General features: G+C 48.5%; 15 protein-coding genes. 9 read left to right on the top strand and 6 right to left on the bottom strand.

The window, feature by feature from the left end; genetic code table 11:
• Positions 1-53: 53 nt before the first annotated feature.
• The 3 genes from FMR86_RS14875 to FMR86_RS14865 form a co-directional block, all read right to left on the bottom strand.
• Positions 54-1,001, bottom strand: a complete 948-nt coding sequence (locus tag FMR86_RS14875) for a hydrogenase small subunit (protein ID WP_163352197.1) — start codon at positions 999-1,001, stop codon at positions 54-56.
• Between the two features lie 490 nt (positions 1,002-1,491).
• Positions 1,492-2,145, bottom strand: a complete 654-nt coding sequence (gene tmk, locus FMR86_RS14870) for a dTMP kinase (RefSeq protein WP_163352196.1) — start codon at positions 2,143-2,145, stop codon at positions 1,492-1,494.
• A complete protein-coding gene (locus tag FMR86_RS14865; protein WP_163352195.1) occupies positions 2,121-3,152 on the bottom strand; it encodes an HD domain-containing protein in 1,032 nt (343 codons plus the stop codon). The genes tmk and FMR86_RS14865 overlap by 25 nt, the downstream gene beginning before the upstream one ends.
• A 159-nt stretch (positions 3,153-3,311) precedes the next feature.
• Between FMR86_RS14865 and surE the strand changes: the two genes are divergently transcribed.
• From surE to FMR86_RS14835, 6 genes are all read left to right on the top strand, one after another.
• On the top strand, positions 3,312-4,067 hold the full coding sequence (gene surE / locus FMR86_RS14860) for a 5'/3'-nucleotidase SurE (RefSeq protein WP_163352194.1): 756 nt from the start codon (positions 3,312-3,314) through the stop codon (positions 4,065-4,067).
• Positions 4,068-4,262: 195 nt separating this feature from the next.
• Positions 4,263-5,186, top strand: a complete 924-nt coding sequence (gene fba, locus FMR86_RS14855) for a class II fructose-1,6-bisphosphate aldolase (protein ID WP_163352193.1) — start codon at positions 4,263-4,265, stop codon at positions 5,184-5,186.
• Between the two features lie 225 nt (positions 5,187-5,411).
• Positions 5,412-6,398, top strand: coding sequence for a type I glyceraldehyde-3-phosphate dehydrogenase (gene gap, locus FMR86_RS14850; protein ID WP_163352192.1), 987 nt, complete (start codon positions 5,412-5,414; stop codon positions 6,396-6,398).
• A 163-nt stretch (positions 6,399-6,561) separates the two neighbouring features.
• Positions 6,562-7,374: an amino acid ABC transporter permease gene (locus tag FMR86_RS14845; RefSeq protein ID WP_163352191.1), complete on the top strand. Its 813-nt coding sequence runs from the start codon at positions 6,562-6,564 to the stop codon at positions 7,372-7,374.
• 27 nt (positions 7,375-7,401) lie between these two features.
• Positions 7,402-8,235 (top strand): transporter substrate-binding domain-containing protein, encoded by an 834-nt coding sequence (locus FMR86_RS14840; protein ID WP_163352190.1) that lies wholly within the window; start codon positions 7,402-7,404, stop codon positions 8,233-8,235.
• Between the two features lie 8 nt (positions 8,236-8,243).
• The gene (locus FMR86_RS14835; RefSeq protein WP_163352189.1) at positions 8,244-9,137 is read left to right on the top strand and encodes an amino acid ABC transporter permease; all 894 of its coding nucleotides are present in this window, start codon (positions 8,244-8,246) and stop codon (positions 9,135-9,137) included.
• On the opposite strand, the gene FMR86_RS14830 is transcribed toward FMR86_RS14835, so the two are convergent.
• Positions 9,131-9,850 (bottom strand): HD-GYP domain-containing protein, encoded by a 720-nt coding sequence (locus FMR86_RS14830; RefSeq protein WP_163352188.1) that lies wholly within the window; start codon positions 9,848-9,850, stop codon positions 9,131-9,133. The two genes, FMR86_RS14835 and FMR86_RS14830, sit on opposite strands and share 7 nt — an antisense overlap.
• A 293-nt stretch (positions 9,851-10,143) precedes the next feature.
• Between FMR86_RS14830 and FMR86_RS14825 the strand changes: the two genes are divergently transcribed.
• Complete coding sequence (locus FMR86_RS14825; RefSeq protein WP_163352187.1) at positions 10,144-12,582, top strand: methyl-accepting chemotaxis protein; 2,439 nt, start codon at positions 10,144-10,146, stop codon at positions 12,580-12,582.
• A 79-nt stretch (positions 12,583-12,661) separates the two neighbouring features.
• Here FMR86_RS14825 and FMR86_RS14820 read toward each other — a convergent pair whose 3' ends face one another.
• Positions 12,662-13,306: a lysophospholipid acyltransferase family protein gene (locus tag FMR86_RS14820; RefSeq protein ID WP_163352186.1), complete on the bottom strand. Its 645-nt coding sequence runs from the start codon at positions 13,304-13,306 to the stop codon at positions 12,662-12,664.
• Positions 13,307-13,308: 2 nt separating this feature from the next.
• A complete protein-coding gene (locus FMR86_RS14815; protein WP_163352185.1) occupies positions 13,309-15,072 on the bottom strand; it encodes an ABC transporter ATP-binding protein in 1,764 nt (587 codons plus the stop codon).
• Between the two features lie 188 nt (positions 15,073-15,260).
• Here FMR86_RS14815 and yedF point away from each other — a divergent pair, with 188 nt between their 5' ends.
• Together yedF and FMR86_RS14805 are read left to right on the top strand one after the other, a co-directional pair.
• The gene (gene yedF, locus FMR86_RS14810; protein WP_163352184.1) at positions 15,261-15,884 is read left to right on the top strand and encodes a sulfurtransferase-like selenium metabolism protein YedF; all 624 of its coding nucleotides are present in this window, start codon (positions 15,261-15,263) and stop codon (positions 15,882-15,884) included.
• 10 nt (positions 15,885-15,894) lie between these two features.
• A complete protein-coding gene (locus FMR86_RS14805; RefSeq protein WP_163352183.1) occupies positions 15,895-16,650 on the top strand; it encodes a pseudouridine synthase in 756 nt (251 codons plus the stop codon).
• Positions 16,651-16,799: the final 149 nt, after the last annotated feature.

Raw genomic sequence — 16,799 nt, 5'->3', positions numbered from 1 at the left:
AATCCTCCAAAAGAATTGAAAGTTAGTTTAATAACTTTAAATAATTGAGAGCACTAACCCTGCTCGTAGAACGGGCTCATTTCATCCCAGAAATCGGGCTCACTGCAACCGATGCAGGGATGGCCGGCTTCAACAGGCCAGTTGGTCTGATTAAACTTGACTTTCGGACAGTTGTTGTAGGTGTCCGGTCCTTTACATCCCAGCTCGTACAGGCAGTAGCCTTTCTTGGCTTCTTCAGATGAGAAGGAAGGTGCAAATTCATCATTATCAAAATGCTTGAGTCTCGGGCAGTTGTCATGCACGGACTCACCGTAGAAGAGAGTCGGACGACCGTCATCGTCAAGTTCGGGGATACCTTTGGTCAGGTAATGAACAACGGTACCTACGAAGTTGAACGGGTTGGTCGGGCAACCGGGCAGGTTCACGGTGGTTACGCCGCCGAGAGCAGCGGAAACACCTTTTGATTGTGACGGGTTGGGTGCAGCAGCCTGAACACCGCCGTAGCAGGCGCAGGTACCGATGCAGATGGTAGCTTTAGCGTGAGGAACAATTTCCTCAACAATCTCAAGCATGGTCTTACCGCCGACTTTACCCCAGGCACCACCTTCAATGGTAGGAATAGCACCTTCAACCACGCAGATGTAACCTTCAGGAGAATGCACAGCCTGATGCAGTGCTTCTTCAGCGGCATGACCTGCGGCTGCCATGATGGTCTCATGGTAGTCAAGGGAAATGGTGTCGAGAATAAGGGCATCAATGTACGGAGAAACAGTACGAAGAACAGCTTCTGAACAGCCGGTACACTCAGCTGCATGCAGATAAACAACAGAAGGACGCTTCTTCTGGGTCAGGGCTTCCGCAATAGTAGGCGCAAAAGCGGGTCCCATACCCATAGCAGCGGCGGTTGTTGCGCAGAACTTCATGAAATCGCGGCGGGAGACGCCATTCTGCTCCAGGCGTTTTTCCGCTCCATCCTTTCCGAGTCCCACAGAGAATTTCATAAAAACCTCCATCCTCTAATTAAAGATCAGTGGGTTTACCCCTCTGGCATTGCGATCTTCAATCCAGAGTCGGAAACATATCCGGCCCAAAACCGCAATGCGTACTAAATTTTATCCATCAGCTCTTGAACTTTAGTATCGTCTCACTCTGATATAAAAGATCACATGAACGCTAATGTATTGAAAATCCTAATTACTCTTAAACCATTTTGCTATGACAGCGTCAACCCCAAATGGCAGATTATTGTTTTAGATGCTTATTTTGTCGAAGTATAGATAAAGATAGCACTAAATATTACTTTTTAGAAATATGTATCTCTCATGTTGTACAACAGCTAAAAATGTAACTACTTAAGACAAAAACATATCTCCATAATAACATATCTACACTTCACACAAATATCACAATAAGTAGCACGGCCAAAAACACAAAAAAACGCAGCCCCCAAAAGACTGCGTTTATGAAAAAAAGACTTATTATAAGAATCTATTAGCCGTTGCCCATAAAATCCCCTTTTATGCGCTCAACAACCTTCTCCTTAATCTCCTCAAAAATCTCATCAGGGGTCTGATCGGCATTCACAACAACGATCCTATCATTATTAAGTGCCGCCCAAGTCAAATACCCTTCGCGGACCCGGCTGTGGAAATCAAGGGATTCAGCTTCGAAACGCCCTTCTTCCTGCATCTTGTTTTCCTGCAGATTGCGGGTCATGGCCCGCTTAAGGCCGATCTCAGGGTCAATGTCCAGCAGGATAGTTAAATCCGGCCAGTGTCCTGAAACTGCAACGTCGTTAAGTTCACGCAGAAGCCTGGGATCAAGACCGCGACCATACCCTTGATAAACAATGGTAGAATCGGCAAAACGGTCGGAAATAATAATTTTCCCGGCTTCCACGGCAGGCTTGATCACTGTACCCACATGCTGGGCGCGGTCGGCCAGATAAAGAAACAACTCGCACTCACCCGTAATATCGGTGCTGTCCATATTAAGCAGGATCTTACGCAATTCCTTACCGATACGACTACCGCCCGGCTCAAGGGTGACATCAACCCTGTGACCTGATTCTTCCAGAAAAGCGGTCAGCATTTTAATCTGGGTAGTCTTCCCGGTTCCTTCTATGCCTTCAAAGGTAATGAACATTGAGCCTCCGATTTTTTGAGTTCGCACTTGCTCGACGGGTTATCGGGTGATTTTTCCGCCTTGTATAAATACCTGTCCAAAAACCGCTGGTAAGGAGTCCAGTTGCTGTCTGAGCCTTCCAACTTATCTAATTCCGCGAAAATTGTATTCATTTTTGCGTCAATATTGTCGGCAAAATGCAAAATAAAAGCTTCAGGGGTTTTGGGGCGCTTGGGTGCGCCGAACTCATACTCACCATGATGCGACAGAATAAGATGTTTCAAGTGAAGCTTTAACTTTGTATCCAGCTTGGATTTCAGTAGAAAAGGTTCAAGTATTTCGACGCCGATATGAATATGCCCCAGCAGACGCCCTTCATCGGTATAATCATTGGTCAAACCGCCGGAAAGCTCCCACGCCTTGCCGAGATCATGAAAAATAGCCGCCGCCAGCAATACCTGCCGGTCAACTTCGGGATAATTGTCACAGATGGACATACACAGCTTGGCAACCGCCAAAGTATGTTCCAGCAGACCGCCCACGTAGGCATGATGCACAGCTTTTGCCCCGGTAGCCGTAAGCAGCCGTCCACGCACAGTCTCGTCCTTGAGCACCTTACGGCAGAACTTTTTCCATGGAATATGAACCATATGCTCGGCGATGAGGTAATCAAGCTCCTGCATCATATCTTCGGGCTTTTCTTTGCTCGAAGGCAGGAAATCGGTGATATCAAGCCCGGCCAGTTCAGGATCAAGAACATCCATAACCTCAACGGTAAGCTGGGGTTTGTCCCTGAAAGACCCGACCATTCCTCCGGCTACAACGAACAATCCAGCTTCAAGTCCCTGAAAATTCTGACTTAACGGACTCCATATTTTTGCTTCAACCACGCCGGAATTATCCTGCAGCCGCAGATTCCAGAACGGCCCGTTCCTTGATTCACGCAGCTGGGCGTCACCGATGAGAAATATATCTTTTACTCTCTCTCCGTTTATAAGATCTTTAATATATGTATATTTTTGCGACACTTCTTGCTATTCCTGAATTGCTTTGATACCTCGCCATCAGGCGATACGTTTTTTGAACTTATCAAGGGCTTTTTTTATAACTGCCCGGAATTTGTATTCATAGTCAACCCACGGGATGACTGTCCAATTATTTTTTGCAATGTCCAGCGGAGAAAACCGATGAATATCCTTCTTACCAACGATGACGGGATTCAGGCAGTCGGCCTGCGCGCCCTTTATCACGGCCTGAAGAGAGCCGGAATGAATGTTCAGGTTGTTGCTCCTGTTGCGGAACAATCCGCAGTGGGACACGCCGTATCGCTCTCCTCGCCCCTTCGTGTCAAGAAATTTGAAGAAGACGGCTTCACCGGACTGGGCGTTTACGGAACTCCGGTGGACTGCGTCAAAATTGCCCTGACCACCCTGCTGGAAACAAAACCGGACATTGTGGTCTCCGGCATCAACAGCGGCGCCAACGTGGGAGTGGACATTTTATACTCGGGAACTGTTTCCGCTGCAACCGAGGGCGCACTCATGGGCTACCCGGCCGTGGCGGTCTCCTATGACAGCTTCAAGCCGGAAGAACTGACAGATCAGGGCGACTACTGCGCTGAACTGCTCAAAAAGATTCCCTGGTCAAGCCTTGGGGATAAGACTGTGGTCAACCTGAATTTCCCGGCAATTCCGGTCAAGGATGCCGAAGGATTGAAAATCTGCCGTCACACCCGTGTCTCATGGCAGGACTGGTACGAAACCCGCGAAGACCCTCGCGGACACAAATATTTCTGGCTGAACGGAGTCATGCCCAAAGAAAAAATCAGCCCCGGCACAGATCGTGACCTGCTGACCAAAGGCCACATAACCATGACTCCGTTGCATTTTGATTTCACCGATCGGGAGGCAATTGAGACTCTGGAGCAAAGCTTCGGTGTATAGTCCATGTCCTTTTGCAAGAGGATGTGGACATTTTGTTTCCTGATAGGATATATAAGATGTATTTGGAACCAATTTGCGGCATCAACAACTGAATAAGGGAAGTACGGCGGAGGTGAAAGTTTCCTGCCGGTTAATAATTTCAGAAAAACTGCCGCATCATCATTTAAGTATAGTTATCCACTAAGGAGGATTACAATGCCACTAGTTTCGCCCAAGGAAATGTTCGAGGGAGCCTATGCCGGCGGCTATGCCATTGGCGCGTTCAATGTGAACAACATGGAGATCATTCAGGGAATCATGGAAGCGGGCAGCGAGGAGAACGCTCCCCTTATTCTTCAGGTTTCCGCCGGTGCCAAAAAATACGCCGGACTGAACTACATCATGAAATTGATGGAAGCCGCACTGCTGGAAACCGACCTCCCGGTTGTGCTGCATCTCGACCACGGCGCAAACTTTGAAATCTGCAAAGAAGTTATTGACGGCGGATTTACTTCAGTCATGATTGACGGTTCACATCTTCCTTTTGATGAAAACATCGCCATGACCAAAAAGGTCGTGGAATACGCACACGACAAAGGCGTATGGGTAGAAGCGGAACTCGGTCGCCTTGCCGGTGTGGAAGGACATGTTTCTTCCGAAAAAAGCATCTACACCGATCCTGATGAAGCAGTTGAATTTGTAGAACGCACAGGCTGCGACTCCCTTGCCATCGCCATCGGCACCAGCCACGGAGCATACAAGTTCACCGGAGAAGCAGTTCTGGACTTTGACCGTCTGGACAAAATCGCTTCCATGATGCCGAATTACCCCATCGTACTGCACGGAGCTTCCAGCGTTGTTCCCGAATTCGTAGCCATGGCCAACGAATTCGGCGGTGACATTGCCGGAGCAAAAGGCGTACCCGAAGATCTGCTGCGCAAAGCCGCATCCAAAGCGGTCTGCAAGATCAACATCGACACCGACATCCGCCTTGCAATGACCGGTGTTATCCGCAAATTCATGGCCGAGAACCCCACTGTATTCGACCCGAGGGGCTATCTGGGTGAATCCCGCAAGGCCGTTAAGGAAATGGTCCGCCATAAGATTATCAATGTGCTGGGCTGCTCCAACAAAGCATAATTTTTACAGGCCGCTCTTAGGGAAAGAGCGGCCTGTAATCATATAAACCAGGGACCCGCATCTTTAATTAAGATGCATAAAAGGGAAGCATGTCTCCATGCATGGGACACCGCCGCACCAGGGAAATCGCGGCTGCTCAGTGTTTCACTGCAACTGTTCCTGACCGGACTCGCCAGAGAACTTGTCCGGCCCGGAAAAAGAGACAGAATAAGGAGAAAACAAGCAATGGCTGTAAAAGTTGGTATTAATGGGTTTGGCAGAATCGGGCGCTACCTCGTCCGCCTGATTCACGATAGTAAGGACTTCGATCTGGTAGCCATTAACGCACGCGCTTCTAATGAAGACCTCGCTCTTCTGTTCAAGCACGATTCCGTGCACGGAACCTTCCATGCCGATGTTGAAGCAAACGATGACGGCTTCACCGTCAACGGCAAACAGATCAAGGTAACCAGATGCGCTCCCGGCGAGTGGCTCTGGAAAGATCTCGGCTGCGACATGGTGGTTGAAACCACCGGTAAATTCCGTGACCGCGCCAGCTGCGAAAAGCACATGGCCTGCGGTGCGAAAAAAGTCATCATCAGCTCCCCCGGCATTGATGCCGACCTGACTGTGGTCATGGGAGTAAACGATGCTGAAATCAAACCGGAACACAATATCATTTCCGGCGCATCCTGCACCACCAACTGTCTGGCACCTGTTGCCAAAGTCATCAATGACGAATTCGGCCTTGAACGCGGCCTGATGACCACTGTACACGCATACACCATGAGCCAGAGGGTTCTGGACGGTTCCCACAAGGATATCCGCCGCGCCCGTGCCTGTGCTGTAAACATGGTACCTACCACCACCGGTGCCGCAAAAGCGGTAGCTATGGTTATCCCGGAACTGGAAGGCAAGCTGGACGGCATGTCCATCCGTGTTCCCACCCCCAACGTCTCCCTTGTGGACCTTACCTGCGACCTCGGCCGCAACACCACCAAGGAAGAAGTCAACGCAGTACTCGCCAAGGCTGCCAACGAGCACATGGGCTACACTGAAATGCCCCTCGTCTCCACTGACTATCTCGGCGACACCCACGGTGGTGTTGTTGACGGTCCCTGCACCGAAGTCATGGACGGCAAGATGCTCAAACTCATCATCTGGTACGATAACGAAGCAAGCTTCACCAACCAGCTTGTCCGTTTGATGGATAAGATATCCGGAATGATGTAGAAACATTCCCATCGCAATCAAAAATCCCTCTCCGTTTTAATTAATGGGGAGGGATTTTTTATCGGGCAGTAAAAAATTACCAGTAATTCATCCAAATTCTCATTGCCCTGTATAATTTAATAACTTCCTAGATTTGTATTCTATTCCATAGTACTCAGAAAGCATGTTCGACACAGACGGCCGACCTTTAAAGGCCGATAATAAAAAAATATTCCTGCTCGACTCCCTGCTCTTCTGCATTATTATCTGCGGATTATGCTACCTTCTTTACAGGGGCACGGAATCTCTGGGCTATAACTGGCAGTGGTTCCGGGTACCGGAATTTCTTTTCTCCATAAATGACGGGAAGTTCACCCCCGGCCTGCTTCTGCAGGGGCTGGCAGTAACCCTTGAAATTACCGGACTGGGATTTGTGCTGACCTTTGCCATCGGATTGGGTGCGGCCATCATGCGCCTATCCAATTCATTCACCGCCAGATCTTTGGCCCGCATCTATCTTGAAATTATCCGCAACACCCCGCTGCTGATTCAACTTTTCTTCATATATTTCGTTGTAGCACCCATTGTCGACATGAACGGCTTCTGGGCTTCAGTCATTGCACTAAGCCTTTTTGAAGGTGCCTATGCCTCTGAAATATTCCGGGCCGGGATTACTTCCATCGACCGCGGTCAATGGGAGGCGGCCTTCAGCCTCGGCGGTGACAGAAAATTTGCCTACTACAATGTCATCCTGCCGCAGGCCGTGCCGCGCGTTGCCCCGCCGCTGGCGGGACAAGCCATAGCACTGGTCAAGGATTCCGCACTGGTCAGCACTGTAGCCATTTACGACCTGACCATGCAGGGACAGTCCATTATTTCAGAAACCTTTCTCACCTTTGAGATATGGTTTACTGTGGCAGCCATATATCTTTCAATTACGCTTTTGCTTTCGTGGGTACTTGATAACGCGGCCCGCAAATTCAAAAGCGAATGGTAAACACCGATTAAACAAACCGGAGGAAAAATGACCTTATGGAAAACCGTCAGCGTGGGCATTACTACAGTGCTCCTGATTATGGGCCTCTCATCCGCCGTCTGGGCAGGAGACGCCAGGCAGGCTCTCTCACAGGACAGTGCCCTTGAAAACGTCCTTAAACGCCAGACTCTGAGAATCGGTTTCTCAACTTTCAAACCATGGGCCATGAAAGATGTGAACGGAGACTTCATCGGCTTTGAAATCGATGTGGCCAAACGTCTTGCCTCGGATATGGGCGTAAAAGCCCGCTTTATACCTACCAAATGGGACGGCATCATCCCCGCCCTGCTGACCGGAAAATTTGATATCATCATCGGCGGCATGGGCATCACCCCCAAACGCAACCTCAAGGTCAATTTTTCCGATCCTTATGAATTCAGCGGCATGTCCATTGTAGCCAACAAAGATGTTGCTCCCGGCAAATCTTCGCTGAAATCATTTAATAACGCCGACACCCGCGTTTCCGTTCGCCTCGGTACTACTGCGGAAAAAGCGGCCAAGAACTTCCTTCCCAAGGCAAATATCCTTAAATTCAATGATGAAGCAGCCTCCATTCAGGAACTGCTCAACGGTAAAGCCGCCTGCCTTGTGGCCTCCAATCCCCTGCCTGAAAATCTGGTCAAGAAATACCCCGGCAAACTCTACCTGCCCCTGAAATCCGATTTCACCAGCGAACCCATCGGCTTTGCTGTGCGCAAGGGTGACCCGGACTTCCTGAACTACCTGAACAACTGGATCAGAGTCTGCAATTCTGAAGGCTGGCTCGAAGCCCGCTACAACTACTGGTTCAAAACCGAAGACTGGAAATCACAGGTAGAATAGTCATTTAAATGTTTGATTCACCAAAAAGAATCTCCTCCCGTGATGTATTGCTGCTGGCATGCATCATGGGAGGAGCTGTTTTACTTTTCCGTCATCTGGCCCAAGGACTCAACTACAACTGGGACTGGACCGTGATTCCCGGCTACATTGCCCGCTTTGATCCCGCTTCCGGTGATTGGCGGGCAGGCATGCTTACCCGTGGTCTGTATGTCACCCTACGCCTTTCCCTGTGGTCCATTCTGCTGGCCCTGCTGGCCGGAACAGTCATGGGTATCTGGCGGGTCAGCCCGCGCCCGTTGCTGCGCATGATCTCCGGCAGCTACGTGGGACTGGTGCGCAACGTGCCCCCGCTGGTACTGATTTTTATTTTTTATTTCTTTCTCGGTGATCAAATAATGCAGGCTACCGGGATTACCGAGCTTTCATATTCTTTGGACGACAGCACGTCTCCTGTGCTGAGCACACTTTTCGGACCGATGGAACAGCTTCCGGCCTTTCTCTCCGGAGTGTTGACCATGGCCCTTTTCGAAGGAGCTTATATTGCCGAGATAGTCCGCGCAGGTATTGAATCAATCGACCGAGAACAATGGGAAGCTTCAGCAGCCTTGGGTTTTACCAGAAGAAATCAACTGATCCACATTATCCTGCCGCAGGCATTTTCCCGCTCACTGCCGCCGCTGGCCGGGCAGTTTATTTCCACCATTAAGGATTCATCCATTGTCTCAGTTATCTCTATACAGGAACTCACCTTTGCCGGGCAGGAATTGATGTCCGCCACATACCGGACCTTCGAAATCTGGTCACTTGTTATTCTGCTGTACTTTATTCTCACTTTCCCCTGCTCAATTATTGTGCGGGAACTGGAAAAAAGAATGAACAGCCACAAAGGTCATCATCATTGATGAACTATTGCAACCTGCCCCTGTGCGCTTACTGTTTCAGTTTCATACTGATTTATATCCAGCACGTTTCCGGCAGCAAAATATTGTCCTATTTCATCTGATATTTTTAAAAATTCAGATACAACCTGCGGATCGAATTGACTGCCTGAGCAAGATTTAATTTCTTCTACTATCTTATCAAACTGGATTGCATCCCGGTAAGGCCGGTTACTGGCCATGGCGGATAAAGTGTCCGCCACAGCAATAATCCTCGCTCCGAAGGGAATCTGCTCCCCTTTCAAACCATGAGGATAGCCGCCGCCGTCATACCTTTCATGATGATGCAGTATTATACCCGTAATGCGATCCAGCCCGGAAACAGATGCCACAGGCTTAACAATTTCCGCCCCCATAGCAGGGTGCTGTTTCACTATTTCATATTCTTCCGCAGTAAGCTTACCTTTTTTCTTCAAAATAGCATCCGGTAAACCGATCTTGCCGATATCATGCAGATGTCCCGCAATATGCAATAATTCACATTCTCGCGGGTGCATCCCAAATTGCACTCCCAAGGCCTGCGCAACTACAGCTACTTCTTCAGAATGGGAACATGTGCAATGATCTTTTGCGTCAATGGCATTACCAAGTGATTCTGCAAATTGATGAACAGTCATACTGGCAACACAATTCCCGCATGATTCTTTTCTTCTAAAAAAATCTATTATCTTTCTCATTTAATACCATCTATTTGGAAATTTAATTTATCAATGAAACAGCACGGACATTATTTGAATTGAAAATGAGTGTCAATCGCGATTAAGTTAAACTTATTAACATAAAATATAATCTAAAAAATTTCATTTATAAAATTGCAAAAAATGAAAGAAAATTCGTAATCATTTCATCACCATACATGTAGACACTTGAAATAGCGACACTTTTCACACAACTGTAACCATTGAGACATGGTAATAATCACTCACAACACATAAGTTGCCCTCAACAAAGCCGAGGAGGGAAACTCTCTATGTCTCTGAAATTAAAACTAATAACTTTTTGCGTTGCCATAGGACTCATACCTTTGATTCTAGTCGGCACCTTGAGTGTCAATATGGCCTCAAAAGCTTTATCGGACCAAGCTTTCGGGCAACTCGAATCCGTCCGTGACGCTAAAAAGAAAAACCTTCAAGATCTTGTCAACAAATGGTTTCATGAAGTTGAACTCTTCTCCAATGTAAAGGAAGTATACAATACAGTTGGACTGGTGGGTGAATATGCCATGGAATATGCTGATCCAGGCGAACCCATGGATGTTGCTTCCGAAGAATATCAAGAACTTCACCAATATGCCTCCGCGCCGTTCATGCCTTTCGTAAAAACACTCGGTTATGATGATGCTATCCTTATAAATGACTATGGCCGGGTGCTCTACTCCGTAAAAAAAGAAAAAGACCTCGGGATTGACCTTAAAAAAGGTAGATACAAAGACACAAATCTCGGACAGGCTTTTGCTAAAGCCGTTAAAGGTGAGATTGTATTTGCTGATTTTGAACCGTATGCGCCCATGGGCAACACACCGGTTGCTTTTGTCTGCGCGCCGGTTCGCTCCCATGCCGGAGATATTCAGGGAGTAGTTGCCCTGCGCATTCCGCTTAAGGAAATCAACTCCATTATGACTCTTCGTTCCGGCATGGGCAAAACCGGTGAATCCTATCTTGTCGGTCCTGATTTACTGATGCGCTCGGACTCGGAACTCAATCCCCAATTCCGCACAGTTAAAAACTCCTTCGCAAATCCCGGCAAAGGAAAAGTGAAATACGCGGCTGTAAAGATGGCCCTTGAAGGTAAAAGCAAGACCGCTTTAATGACTTCCAAAGATGGAATTGAACAGCTGGTTGCTTTCTGCCCCATTGAAATCGGCAAATCCCGTTGGGCATTAATCTCTGAGATTCATGAAGAAGAAGCTTTTCATGCTGTAAACAATCTCAGAAATTTTGCGCTGATCATCTCACTGGTAACCGCGGTTCTCGTCGTGCTGGTAACACTCATCTTCCTGCGCCGCTCCATCCTCGGACCGATTGAAAGAATCGAATCTTTTGTCAGCGCAATTGCCGCAGGTAATTTTAAGGCGGAGCTTGAAGGTAAATTTAAAAGCGAAATGAAAAAGCTGGCCGACGGAATTCAGGTCATGGTTGCGGAGCTGAAAAACAAACTCGGCTTTTCCCAAGGCATGCTGGACGGCATGACTGTGCCCTGCCTGATTTCGGATACCGACGCAAAAATATCCTACCTCAACCAGCCGCTCTGCGACCTGCTGGAAAGCGGACAATCCTGCCAGAACTGGATCGGCCGTCCGGTAAAAGAACTTTTGCAGGCCCCTCCCGGGGAAAAAGGAATCCTGACTCGTTGCCTTGATGAAAAACAATCAATCCTCAATGTGGAGAGGGTCTGGAAGACCAAAAAGAATAATTTCCGCAATGTCCGGATTGATGCCGCCCCGCTCTATGACCTCGACAAACAGCTCATCGGAGGATTCGCCGTTATCGTTGACCTAAGCGATATGAAAGCTAAGGAAAAGCAGATCAGCGAACAACATAAGGTAATGGTTGAAATCACCGAAAAAGCACAGACCATTTCCAAATACCTGACCAAAGGTGCTTCCGAAATTGAAACACAGGTGGATCAGGTCAGTTCCAACACAGAACAGCAATTCGACCGTATTGAGTATTCATCGCAGGCAATTACTGAAATGAACCAGACCCTGATGAATTCCGTAACCAACGCGGAAAACGCAGCGCAGCAGGCCAAGCAGACCCGGGTGCGTGCAGAAGACGGCATGCAGACCATGACTGAAACCAGCGTGGCCATAGATCAATTGCAGGCTCTTTCGGATACGGTAAAAGAGAACATGCACAGGCTCGGCGATCACAGTCAGTCCATTGGCGGCATCATTGGCGTTATTAATGACATCGCCGACCAGACCAACCTGCTGGCCCTGAACGCTGCCATTGAGGCAGCCCGTGCCGGAGAAGCAGGCCGGGGCTTCGCAGTTGTTGCCGATGAAGTCCGCAAACTGGCAGAAAAAACTGTGCAGTCCACCAAAGAAGTGGAAGAAGCTATCAAATCCATTCAGGCTTCCGCACAGGAGAACATTGCCAATACCGACCAGACCGTGGAAGCTGTGGAACACGCCAGCGAGCTGGTGAGCAAATCGGTAGAAGCATTTCAGGAAATCTCCTCCATGTCCGTGGATACAGCCACTGAAATTGAAAAAATTGCACAGGCAACGGACCAGCAGTCCGAAGCCCACGACCAGATTCATAAAAGCGTGGAAGACCTCAAAATGCTGGCTGGAGACACCAAAGAAGACATGCAGGAATCCGCGACTTCAATTACCTCTCTGGCAAGAACAGCGCAGGAGCTTGAAAAGCTCATTGAGAGGCTCAGTAACGCAGCCGGAATTTAAACTCCGCAACCCTCACAAACACAAAAGGCCCTGATCCATTTAAGAATCAGGGCCTTTTCATCTCATATAAATTTAACACTTAATCCGGATTCATGCCCGCCATAACTGCTTCAAGGCGACGGGCTTCAGCTGCCAGTACTTCTTCATCAAGCTTCTGCCCAGTTACTGTAAACGGCTCACCAAGCAGGATTCTGCAAGGCATGAAAGGCTTAGGCAATTCAAATCTGTCCCATGACTTTTCAAAAACCACGGGGTTGGACGGATAGGCGCGCATGGGAATGATAGAAGCTCCGGTTTTCTGGGCAATGGCCAGAATGCCGGGCTTGACTTCATGGCGCGGACCTTTGGGGCCGTCCATGGTGATCGCACCAATCTTGCCCTGCTTGCGCATAATCCGGGCCACGCCGAGCATGGCTTTCAGCCCGCCACGGGTAGATGAACCGCGGGCCACTTCGTAACCGATACGCTCAAGCACCTCGGTGATAATCTGGCCGTCCTTGCTGTCGCTGGCCATGGTCACCAAAGGCAGTTTTTTCAAAAATCCGATACCGATCAGGCTGAACAGCTCATTGTGCCACAGGGCCAGCATAACCGGCTTACCCTGCTTATGCGGCTCTATAATATTCTCGTACCCGCTGATATCAAAACGCATGGAGCGTACCCACCAGCGGTACAAAAAAGCCACCTGCGGCGCGAATATGACCGGATCAACCTTGATCTTCATGACTATGAATTATCCTGAAACTGCATGTTGTAAAGCTTGATGTACAAGGGGGAATTCTGCAGCAGTTCTTTATGGGTGCCCTTGGAAACAATCTTACCTTTTTCCATAACCACGATCACATCTGCGGAAAGCACAGTAGAAAGCCTGTGGGCGATAACAATGCTGGTCCTGTCCTTCATGAGGTTTTCAAGGGCCATCTGAACGATGCGCTCGGCCTCGGTATCAAGGGCGCTGGTTGCTTCATCAAGGATGAGCAGCGGCGGGTTCTTGAACAAAGCGCGAGCAATGGTCAGTCTCTGTTTCTGGCCGCCGGAAAGTCGCACTCCGCGTTCACCGACCATGGTATCGTAACCTTCAGGAAGTCTTTCAATAAACTCATGGGCAAAAGCGGTCCTTGCGCACCCCTCAACATCTTCAAGATCAGACTCAAGGCTTACATAAGAGATGTTATCGAGCACGGATGCGTTGAACAGGAAGGTTTCCTGCGAAACCATGCCGATTTTCAAACGCAGTGATTTGAGGCTGTATTCATTAACGGGTTTGCCGTTAAGGATAATTCTCCCCTCATGAGCATCGTAGAACCGAGGGATGAGATTGACCAGCGTGGTTTTACCCGATCCGCTGGGACCGACAATGGCCACCTTCTGTCCGGCTTCAACATCAAGGTTGATGTTATCCAGCACCGGCTTTTCAGATGAAGGATAACTGAAAGTAAGGTCTTTGATTTCAAGCTTTTTGAAATCTTCTTCCAGTTCGACATCGCCGCCCTTCTCCACATTAATCTTCGGGGAATCAAGAATCTCAAAGACCCTTTCCGCCCCGGCCAGAGCGCGCTGGATGGTGTGGTTGGAGGTGTTCATTTTCTTGATCGGTTCATAAAGCATGACCAGCGCGGCGATAAAAGAAAAGAATGTACCGGGAGTGGAATGGCCGTCAATAACCTGCGCACCGCCGTACCAGAGCACAAGACCGATACCGAAGGCCCCGACGATTTCCATAATCCGCGAAGAAAGTTCACTGTTCAGCACAGACTTGATGGCTATCCTGACCAGACGGTAGTTCTCTTCCGCGAACTTTTCGGTTTCCAGCTTTTCGTTGGCAAACGCCTTGATCACCTTTACCCCGCTGAAACTTTCCTGCAGTAGGGCGTTAATATCGGAAATCTTGCTCTGGTTTTTACGGCCCAGCTTGCGCAGCTTACGCCCGAAATAAAAGAACGGAAAAATTGCCAGCGGGAGCACCAGCACCGCGAAAAATGCAAGATAGGGATCACGGTAAAAAACCAGTCCGATCAAACAGATAATGGTGCACGCCTCGCGAATCATCATTACAAATGAAGGCAGGCTGGCCCGGATTTCAATAACATCGTTCAAAATGCGGGACATGAGCATACCCACCTGACTTTCCTCAAAAAAGTCCATGGGCAGACAGATGATCTTGCTGAAAAGATCATTTCTGAGCTTCTCCAGCACCAGCAGGCCGACACTATTCATCAGATAGGTCTGCAAAAACCTGAATACGCCTTTGATCAGCATAACCGCCACAAAAGCGATAGGCACCAGCATCAGTGCCTCGCGATCCTTATTGATAAAGATGTCATCCATGGCCGGCTGAATCAAATACGCAGTGGCAGCTGTTGCCGCAGCCACAATTGCCATGGATACAAATGAAACAAAAATCTTGAATTTATAAGGTCCGAAATATGAAAGACATCTTCTAATAAGATGTTTATTTTTCAGATAGCTGTATCTTTCGCCTTTGGGCAAATTAGACTCCTTGATTATGGCTGAATGCCGATTGCGCTATTTCCTTACTTCTCATTGCTGTCAACTGCAAGTATCTATTCTGCAAAGATAGATTTAGCTGATTGCTTTGCGTCGATTTAATCAGATTAATCAATTTGACCATTGAACACAGGCTGATATTTTAAGATTTTTAATAAAGGAGAACTGAAATGTCAGTAAAAATAGATTGTAAAGGACTGCCCTGCCCGCAGCCCGTGCTCAAATGCAAGAATGCCATTGAATCCGAAAATCCCGGCAAAATCAAAATCATTGTTGATAACGAAGCAGCCAAAGAAAACGTTTCCCGCTTCATGAGAACCAAGGGCTACGAAGTCAGCATTAAGGAAAAAAACGGAGCCTTTGTTGTAAAAGGCAAAAAAGATGTATCCGACGCAAAGTCCCCTGCAGAATGTGAAGTCTGCGAAGTAATGAGCGATGCGGAAATTGCCAACGTCGGCAGCAAGACCCTCGTTTTCCTGAACAGCGATGTTCTGGGTAGCGGCGATGACGTCCTTGGTGCCGGACTGATGTTCAACTTTATTTCCACCCTGCCCGAGCTGGGCGATTCCCTGTGGCGGATCATCATGGTCAACGGCGCGGTCAAGCTCGCTGTTGAAGGCAGCAAGTGCCTTGAAAAGCTTCAGGAGCTTGAAAAAGCGGGCGTTTCCATCCTTGTCTGTGGAACCTGCCTCGACCATTTTAAGCTGCTCGAGAAAAAACAGGTCGGCGAAACCACAAATATGCTCGACGTAGTCACCAGTTTACAGCTTGCCACTAAGGTTATTAAGGCTTAATAAAGCCCACATGACCGAAAAACAAACAATCCGACTCAATAAATATATTGCCTCCGCCGGGATCGCTTCCCGGCGCGGGGCGGATGAACTTGTCCAAAAGGGCAAAGTTAAAATCAATGGCGAACTTGCGGATTCCCCCGGCATTCAGGTTGATCCTGAAAATGACCGAGTAGAAGTAAACGGCAAGCTGATCCAGCATGATCAAAAGTCCAAAGACCTCTACATCCTACTGCACAAGACCATTGAAACTGTAACCACTGCCAAGGACCCGCAAGGGCGCAAGACAGTGCTCGACCTGCTGCCGGATGATATCATCAAACGCAGGGTTTTTCCCGTGGGCAGGCTGGATTTCTATTCCGAAGGCATGCTCCTGCTGACCACCGACGGTGAGCTCTGCAACCGCATGACCCATCCCAAATGGCATCTGCCCAAAATCTACCATGTCACCATTCGCGGCAGGCTTTCCGAAAAGGAAATGTCTATTATGAAAAACGGCATGTACCTTGAAGACAAAGGCGAACTGCTCGCCCCGGTCAAGATCAAGGCCGTCTCTGAAGTAGGCGAAACAACCAAATACGAAATGGAACTACGCCAAGGCATCAACCGCCAGATCCGGCGCATGTTCGATGAATTCGACAAAACAATCCTGCGCCTCAAAAGGGTCCGGCAGGGACGTATTGAGCTAGGCAACCTCAAGCCCGGCAAATGGCGCGAACTTTCCGCAAAAGAACTTACTTTGTTGAAGAAAGATTTAAAGATTAAATAAGAATGCCTAGTACGTCTTGATTGACGTTGTTTAACCAATTAAACAGTTGTAATTTTGCATGGCAGACCGATTTTGCCTTGGTTTTTTAAGACCGTGCCGGAGCTTGGGTCGTCATGCTTTGTTCTTCTAACCCGAACCGTTGCTTGGGA

The sequence above is a fragment of the Desulfovibrio sp. JC010 genome (assembly GCF_010470675.1).
In the GTDB taxonomy this organism is placed as follows: Bacteria; Desulfobacterota; Desulfovibrionia; order Desulfovibrionales; family Desulfovibrionaceae; genus Maridesulfovibrio.
Note: the sequence above shows the minus strand (reverse complement) of the source record. Positions and strands in the feature narration are given on the sequence as shown.

Excerpts from the sequence above, each read along its gene's own strand:
- FMR86_RS14845 (WP_163352191.1), top strand. The coding sequence starts at position 6,562 with ATGTTCGACACAGACGGCCGACCTTTAAAGGCCGATAATAAAAAAATA.
- FMR86_RS14820 (WP_163352186.1), bottom strand. The coding sequence starts at position 13,306 with ATGAAGATCAAGGTTGATCCGGTCATATTCGCGCCGCAGGTGGCTTTT.
- tmk (WP_163352196.1), bottom strand. The coding sequence starts at position 2,145 with ATGTTCATTACCTTTGAAGGCATAGAAGGAACCGGGAAGACTACCCAG.
- fba (WP_163352193.1), top strand. The coding sequence starts at position 4,263 with ATGCCACTAGTTTCGCCCAAGGAAATGTTCGAGGGAGCCTATGCCGGC.
- FMR86_RS14875 (WP_163352197.1), bottom strand. The coding sequence starts at position 1,001 with ATGAAATTCTCTGTGGGACTCGGAAAGGATGGAGCGGAAAAACGCCTG.
- FMR86_RS14830 (WP_163352188.1), bottom strand. The coding sequence starts at position 9,850 with ATGAGAAAGATAATAGATTTTTTTAGAAGAAAAGAATCATGCGGGAAT.
- FMR86_RS14835 (WP_163352189.1), top strand. The coding sequence starts at position 8,244 with ATGTTTGATTCACCAAAAAGAATCTCCTCCCGTGATGTATTGCTGCTG.
- surE (WP_163352194.1), top strand. The coding sequence starts at position 3,312 with ATGAATATCCTTCTTACCAACGATGACGGGATTCAGGCAGTCGGCCTG.
- FMR86_RS14840 (WP_163352190.1), top strand. The coding sequence starts at position 7,402 with ATGACCTTATGGAAAACCGTCAGCGTGGGCATTACTACAGTGCTCCTG.
- FMR86_RS14805 (WP_163352183.1), top strand. The coding sequence starts at position 15,895 with ATGACCGAAAAACAAACAATCCGACTCAATAAATATATTGCCTCCGCC.
- gap (WP_163352192.1), top strand. The coding sequence starts at position 5,412 with ATGGCTGTAAAAGTTGGTATTAATGGGTTTGGCAGAATCGGGCGCTAC.
- FMR86_RS14825 (WP_163352187.1), top strand. The coding sequence starts at position 10,144 with ATGTCTCTGAAATTAAAACTAATAACTTTTTGCGTTGCCATAGGACTC.
- yedF (WP_163352184.1), top strand. The coding sequence starts at position 15,261 with ATGTCAGTAAAAATAGATTGTAAAGGACTGCCCTGCCCGCAGCCCGTG.